The organism is Allobosea sp. 2KB_26 (genome assembly GCF_052115715.1).
Lineage (GTDB): Bacteria > Pseudomonadota > Alphaproteobacteria > Rhizobiales > Beijerinckiaceae > Allobosea.
In genome coordinates this window covers 1-6,496 of the sequence record NZ_JBFRHE010000046.1, presented here as the reverse complement: position 1 = coordinate 6,496, position 6,496 = coordinate 1, and the positions used below count along the sequence as shown (strand labels likewise).

8 protein-coding genes and 2 pseudogenes are annotated in these 6,496 nt (G+C 63.6%); 3 read left to right on the top strand and 7 right to left on the bottom strand.

What is annotated here, in order from left to right; genetic code table 11:
* Together AB4099_RS35035 and AB4099_RS35030 are read left to right on the top strand one after the other, a co-directional pair.
* On the top strand, positions 1-499 hold a 499-nt coding region (locus AB4099_RS35035), incomplete at its 5' end, for a DUF1214 domain-containing protein (RefSeq protein WP_441481482.1).
* Between the two features lie 263 nt (positions 500-762).
* A complete protein-coding gene (locus AB4099_RS35030) occupies positions 763-1,407 on the top strand; it encodes an ATP-dependent DNA ligase (protein ID WP_441481481.1) in 645 nt (214 codons plus the stop codon).
* A gap of 211 nt (positions 1,408-1,618) precedes the next feature.
* Here AB4099_RS35030 and AB4099_RS35025 read toward each other — a convergent pair whose 3' ends face one another.
* From AB4099_RS35025 to AB4099_RS35000, 6 genes and pseudogenes are all read right to left on the bottom strand, one after another.
* Positions 1,619-1,897 (bottom strand): hypothetical protein, encoded by a 279-nt coding sequence (locus tag AB4099_RS35025; RefSeq protein WP_441481483.1) that lies wholly within the window; start codon positions 1,895-1,897, stop codon positions 1,619-1,621.
* Positions 1,898-1,932: 35 nt separating this feature from the next.
* Positions 1,933-2,142: a hypothetical protein gene (locus tag AB4099_RS35020; RefSeq protein ID WP_441481480.1), complete on the bottom strand. Its 210-nt coding sequence runs from the start codon at positions 2,140-2,142 to the stop codon at positions 1,933-1,935.
* Positions 2,143-3,170: 1,028 nt separating this feature from the next.
* Complete coding sequence (locus AB4099_RS35015; RefSeq protein ID WP_441481479.1) at positions 3,171-3,791, bottom strand: NAD(P)/FAD-dependent oxidoreductase; 621 nt, start codon at positions 3,789-3,791, stop codon at positions 3,171-3,173.
* Positions 3,788-4,126, bottom strand: a complete 339-nt coding sequence (locus tag AB4099_RS35010) for an FAD-dependent oxidoreductase (RefSeq protein WP_441481478.1) — start codon at positions 4,124-4,126, stop codon at positions 3,788-3,790. The genes AB4099_RS35015 and AB4099_RS35010 overlap by 4 nt, the downstream gene beginning before the upstream one ends.
* Positions 4,127-5,410: 1,284 nt before the next feature.
* Positions 5,411-5,603: pseudogene (locus AB4099_RS35005) on the bottom strand (IS481 family transposase); the annotation flags it as partial.
* Positions 5,599-5,874: a hypothetical protein gene (locus AB4099_RS35000; RefSeq protein WP_441481477.1), complete on the bottom strand. Its 276-nt coding sequence runs from the start codon at positions 5,872-5,874 to the stop codon at positions 5,599-5,601. The gene AB4099_RS35000 and the pseudogene AB4099_RS35005, both read right to left, overlap by 5 nt.
* On the opposite strand from AB4099_RS35000, the gene AB4099_RS34995 reads away from it, so the two are divergent.
* Positions 5,861-6,187 (top strand): hypothetical protein, encoded by a 327-nt coding sequence (locus tag AB4099_RS34995; RefSeq protein ID WP_441481476.1) that lies wholly within the window; start codon positions 5,861-5,863, stop codon positions 6,185-6,187. The genes AB4099_RS35000 and AB4099_RS34995 overlap by 14 nt on opposite strands.
* A gap of 214 nt (positions 6,188-6,401) precedes the next feature.
* Here the strand turns inward: AB4099_RS34995 and AB4099_RS34990 are convergent.
* Positions 6,402-6,496 (bottom strand): annotated as a pseudogene (locus tag AB4099_RS34990) (IS6 family transposase); the annotation flags it as partial.

Sequence of the window (6,496 nt, the reverse complement as noted above, 5' to 3'; positions counted from 1 at the left end):
CTCGTTCTTTGGCGACGAGGCCTTCTTCAACGGCGATTGGCTGATGCGGGCTGGCGCCGCCAAGGGCGGTCTCTATGGCAACGATGCCGTAGAAGCCATGTATCCCTATACCCGGACCGACGCGACCGGTGAGGCGCTGGACGGCAGCAAGCACAAATACACCATCACCTTCGCACCTGGCCAGTTGCCGCCGGTGAATGCGTTCTGGTCCGTGACGATGTATGACGGCAAGAGCCAGTTCCTGATCAAGAACCCGATCAATCGCTACCTCATCAACTCTCCGATGTTGCCGGCGATGAAAAAGGACGCGGATGGCTCGCTGACGCTGTACATCCAAAAAGACAGCCCCGGAGCCGACAAGGAAGCAAACTGGCTTCCGGCACCGAATGACACAATCTATCTCGTGATGCGCCTCTACTGGCCGAAGACAACGCCGCCGTCGATCCTGCCGGCGGGCGAAGGGACATGGCAGCCACCCGGCGTGAAACGAGTTTCATAGCCCCTGAGGATGCGGTGCCGCAGTTTTGGTGCTGGCGCTGCGCGGCATGAGCCCGTCGCGCCTCATGCCAAAAGCCTCCGGATCGGCATCGGCGGAACTCGGCGCTTCGCCATGGGTTCGCCGTCTGCGTGTTGGCGTTGTTCACATCCGCGCCGTCACGGCCTGGGGAGCCCCGCCGCTATTCCCCCCGGAACGGCGGGGCGAACCTCGTGCGTGTGTTGGAGTGTCATGTGTGCGCACGTCGTATCCTGCGCGTCGGCCCTGTGGCCGAGATCGTTCGTGGGCCGGCCAGCAAGGCTCGGGATGCGCGCCAGCGGAAGCTTCGCTTTGACCCCATGCCGGAGCGGATTGAGCCCTGCCTGGCGCGGCTGGCTTCCAAGCCTCCCGCCGGCGACGATTGGGCCTATGAAGTGAAATGGGACGGCTATCGTCTGGCCATCCACATTGATAATCGCACAGTGCGCATCCTGACCCGCGGCGGCCATGACTGGGCGAACCGGTTCCCGACGATCACGGGCGATGCTCTCGACCTCGGGCTGGATAGTGCAATCCTCGACGGTGAGGCCGTCGTGCTCGACGAACGCGGCGCGTCCAACTTCAGCGCCCTCCAGCAAGCTCTCGGTGGCCGGGGCGGCAAGCGGTCTGCCGCCGGCGCGCTGCTGTACGCTTTCGATCTGCTCTATCTCAACGGTCACGACCTCCGGGCCATGCGGTGCGAGGATCGTCGGAAGATGCTCGCCAACGTCATAAAGCCCCACACCTCGATCCGCTTCAGCGAGGACGTCGACGCCGAGGGCGACGCCTTCTTGGCGCTCGCCTGCGAGATGGGTCTCGAGGGCATCATCGCGAAGCACAGGGATGCGCCGTATCGATCCGGCCGGGGCGGCGAATGGCGGAAGATCAAGTAAGCTCGATGAGCTGAGGCTGGGGGTGGTCAAGCGCTATCTGCTGGTCAAATCCCTTCCGCCTTGCCGACGTGAGAGTCGTCTTCCCGAGAATGTTGCGGTCATCGCGCACACGGCGACTGCCGCGCCGGGATGGCGACAGAAACCGTGCGGGGCGCCCCCTTCGGCCGTGCCGATCAACCGCAGTGATAAATGCCTCCGAACGATGGGAGCGCTACTGGCTGCTATAGGTGACTGTCGGGGCGGCATGTAGTTGCTCTTTGGTCAGGCTGATCTTTCCGTGATCCGGATACATCTCTGGCGGACGAGGAACGGCTGCAGCGGGGGGAGGTGGCAATGCTGCTCCCGGCGTTCGTGGGGGACTCACTGGCGGTGGAGGAGGAGGCGGATTGGCCGCCGGCAAGGGCTGGTCGCTCCAGGTCACTTGTTCGAACGGGATCGCTACCTCCTTTGAGCCAATGCCGAGAAAGCCGCCAACGCCGACCGTGATCATTTCGACTTTGCCGTTCTTGTTGATCAGGACCTCCGTCACGTCGCGACCTTCTTGTCATCAGGCCCGTAGATGTCGACGCCGATGAATTTCGATGTGCGCCACTTGCCTTGGCCCGAAAGGTTGAGTTCGGCCTTCTCTGTCGGTGCCGGCGGAGCGGTGGGCGAGGCGGGTGGCGAGCTTGTCTGCGCGACCGCTGCCCCGGCAAGCACGGCACAGGCAAGCGTCAATGACAAATGTTTGAGCATCGTGGCCTCCTCTTGCTGCGCCATGAAGCATCATCGAAGAAACGCGCGTTGATCCTATTTGTTGCACGGCGTTGGGCCTTGCCCCGCTGGGGTCGATTGCGAAGTGTTGGCAAATCGGGAGGGGCTCCACGCGCGTCGCGGATGGGAATTGCAATCTTCGATGCACGTTGCCAACCCACGGCGGACGCACCAATGGCTTTTCACCTTCCTGTCCTGATCTGTCGCGTAACCTATCGAGGGCGATCATCGCTGAGATTGCCGCCTGCGACCACGAACCCACCCCAATGCGCCCCTCCCGTCGCGCCAGGGAGCGTTCCTCAATCTTAGGTCCGTCCGGTGACGGCCTTAAGGCGCGCGATCGGTGAGAGCGTCGGCTCCCTGCTCCTCGGCGCAATGTACACAGCAGTAAATGATCTCGCCCTGCTCGACGCCATGCCCAATAATCCGGACACCGCAATGTGGGCATATCGGAGCGAGTTTCTGGATGGCGCACTCGAAACTATCGAATGTGTAGGTTGTTTCTCCGAGGCTCACCTGGAAAGCCTTGTCGTAGTCGTTGCCACACTGGACGCACCTGGCCATAGCCGTAGTCCTCCTGTTGAGTCTGACGAACCCCGCAATCAACGAACAGTTCCGGCTCACGTCCGGTCATCGACCATGCGGCTGAATTCCTCGATCCCCCGGGATCGGATGGCACTAGGGACTCTGACTTGAGGGTTCTCTTCCACTGCTCTGCGGTACCAGAAACGCGCCGCTGGGACCTCATTCAGGGCTTCGTAGCATTGACCAATCTTCTCGCCGAGATAGCCTCGGCAATGCCGAATTCCTGCGCTCGAAGATCCCGCCTCATTCCGGCGCGATCCTTATGCGCGAGCAGGCCACGCTGACCGATCCAGAGCTCGTCGCGCTCTGCCGCGGTATCGTCGTTTCCGAGCAACGGGAGATCACACATTAGAGGCGATCAGAGATACTGACGTTCGCGGCCCGACCGAGATCGGGAGCATCCAGGTCATTGCAGAAACCCGTTTTCAGGCCTGGCAGGCCATGTCCGCTGCAGCGGCTTGGCGGCGCCGGGGCGAACCCGCGATATCTTCCTTGAGCAACTCGGTATTGATGGCGAAGGCGGCCGCCGCCCCCTCACCCGCGGCCACGATCGCGAACTGCACATGGTCGGAGGCATCGCCGGCGACATAAAGGCCCCGAATGCGTGTCTTGCCGTAGCCCGCCGTCTTCAACGGCTTTCGGCGGTCGGCCTCCAGGCCGAGCTCGCGCGCCAATTCGAGGCGCGCCTGCCCCTTGGAGTGGCAGAACAGCGCGTCGACGGCCAGGTCCTCGCCGCCAGCGAATTGAATCCGCTGGAGCTGGGTGCCACGACCTTTCAGCCCCGTAACAGGCTTCTCGCGCAACATAATGCCGCTTGCGGAGAGCCGGCGCCGCTGGGCGGGGCGCAACTGGCAGAGCCCATCGCTGACCAGGCAGAGACGGGACGTCCAGCCCGTCAGCTCGAGGGCAAGCGCCAAGGCTTCCGTCGAACCACCGTAGACGCCGATGGATTTGTCGCGCTGCTCGTAGCCGTCGCAATAGGGACAGTGCAGAACACCGTGTCCGTAGTACCGTTCCACATCTGGGATCGGCGGAGAATCCGTCACGCCGTCGCGACCAGAAGCTTTCGGCCGAAGAAAACCTCCCCCGTTTTACTGCGCAGCTGAAAGCCGGAAGCACAGAGCCTTGCCGAAACGATCTCCACGCCGTCTCGCAAGTCCAGCGTCGGGTAAGCACGAAGCTGTTGCTTGGCAATCCGAAGCAAATCGCGAGGCGAGCAGCCATCCCGTGTCAGGAAGCCGCCGATTCGACGAGATCTGCGATTACGCTGCTGGCCGGCATCGACAAGAAGCACGCGCCTGCGGGCGCGGCCCAGCATCAGGGCCGCGGAAAGCCCGGCCGGGCCTGCGCCGACAATCAGGACATCAAGGAAATCCGACATCGTCACCTGCCTGGCTATCGGTCAATCTGCGATCGCGTTTCGGGCTCCTCGCGAGACCGTCGCGTGCCCGCCGACGAAAGCTCGATGCTCCTGCATAAACAGATGGAACGTAGGGGCAGGGATCGGGTTCCCGATACCGCGGTCGCCCCGAACCGCTTCGAGGCAGGAGCACCCGTTCGCTTTCAGTCTGGAACAATCGACGCGGCCTCCTGTTCATGTATGCAGCCGCCGTGGCGGCGGCATGACGGAAGCGGTTTTGGACTGATGACGGTGATGCTCCCCAATGGCCGACAGCCGATACCGAGCAATCCGAGGCCGGAGCCGGCTCGCCCATTGATGTCCGCCGGCATTCCTCACCGCCAGCGAAGGATATCTGCGCCCCAGCTGGATTGGCTTAGCGCGACAGCAGCCAGACGCGAGATCCGGCAAGCTTCTCTTGTACGGGCGCCCGTCATCATGGCAGCACTGCTGTTGCAGACGCTGGCCCTCATCCCCGCAATGGCCCAGACGCCGGATCGAGCCCCAAACTCCAGCTCTTCGGCTCCATGTCAGGTACGGCCGGACAGCCATCCTGATTCAAATGACAACAGGGGCGTCGCTCGGGGCGAACGCGACAACAACGCTCCCGCGCCCAATCTCGAGCGCTGCGAGGGCCTACTCACCCCGCCGAAATCCGGAGACGAGGAGATCGAAAAACCTGCCCCCGACACCGGGACCACCCCAGTCCTCCCGCCTGGGAGCGTGCCGAAGCAGTCTCCGGAGTGAACCAGCGCCTTTTGTGTTCGCCGAGTTCGGTCGCGCCCCCCAATCATCGGCCAGCTCGTGCCCTCTCACTCACACTCGTCGCGCGAGTCCCGTGTCGGTATCGGATGAAGGCGTCGTCGACCTCCGCTCGCAATCCTGTCGGACAGGCGCGAGCACTTGGCCGTGTCGCACGGTGGCAGCGCCAGCCTAAAGCAGGAACCTTGGAGGGGAACGCTCAGCGCGTCGGCGCCATGATGCCGCCGATACCGGCTGCCAGGGCCTCCCGCGAAATCTCGCCCGTATTGGAGTGCGGTGAGCGTGCCGTCGCGGCGCAGGAACAGCGAGCAGGACATGGTCGAGCTTGAGCCGGTCGGCCAAGAGATAGCTCCGGATCTTCTCGGCGCTCTCGCCCTAGTTCACGAAGAGGAAGCCGACATCGGCCCGCTCGGCCGCTTCGCGCACCAGCATCGGCATCTCCCGGCGGCGGTCCACTAGGCGTCGTTTCCAAGAAGGTTGTTCAGTCTTGTCCATGGCGACTTTCCACGGTCCGATGGCGGCGTGGCGCTCTGCCGAGCTCTGATAGGATCTTGCATTGGCCCATTCGCGCAGGCTTGGATGAAGCGCTCGGCCTTGCCGTTGGTTCGCGAGGTGTAGGGCCGGGTGCGGAATGGCTGGCGCCCGCCTTTGCGAGCGCGGCTGCGAAGAGCTTCGAGCGATAGGCCGAGCCGTTATCGGCTCATCACCCGTTCGACGGTGACCGGACGAACCGCATCACCGGCAACCGCACCGGCCCAGGCCGCAATCGCGGCATCGGCTGGGACCATCTCCATGTCGCGATCGACGATGCCTCGCGGCTGGCCTTCGTCGAAGTTCTGCCAAGCCTCGGCCGGGACGACGCGACGGCCTTCCTCGAACGCGCGCTCGCCTGGTTCGGTCGTCTCGGCGCCGACAATCGGTTCAATCCCAGACGGCGCAGGATCGCTCCCACGGTTGAGCGCGGCCAATACTAATCTCCCGACGCGACTGCTCCAAATTGCCCTACGTTCCGAGGAGGACGCTCACTCCGAGGCCGCCGAGGCCCTCTCGCGCGCTGAGCAAGCCAAGGCCGCCCTGGAAGCGATGCGGAAGGCTCATGACGCCATCGAGACCCGAGCCGCGAGGCTGGTGCAGGCGCTCGATGAGGTGAGGGCAGCGATGCTCGCCCATCTGCCACCCATGAGCCTCTCCGCGACAGAAAGCCTTCGCCTTGTTGTTGGTGCCACGGACGGCCCGGAGATCAACGCAGTCGGGCGCTTCTTTCGAAGGGGCAAGGTATGATCTTGTTGACCAGGCCGCCTTCCGGGATCACCATCGACGGTGCCATCACACGCTTCGATGCCAGGAGATGCACTGTCCAACTGCCTCCCCGGCGACTACCTCCAGCAGCATGGTTGGTAGCCGGGTGACGAAGACCCCGTAGTTTCAAGCCGCCTTAGAACGCGTTGTCACGTTAATCGCGGACGACCGAAGCGAACTCAACCGGGTGACGGGCTCACGCTGCGAGGCCGGCCACGGCTTTCCAGTGCGCCATGGCGCGCAGACGATGCAGATGGGTGGCGAGGGCGGAGCGACGGGACCGGGACGGGA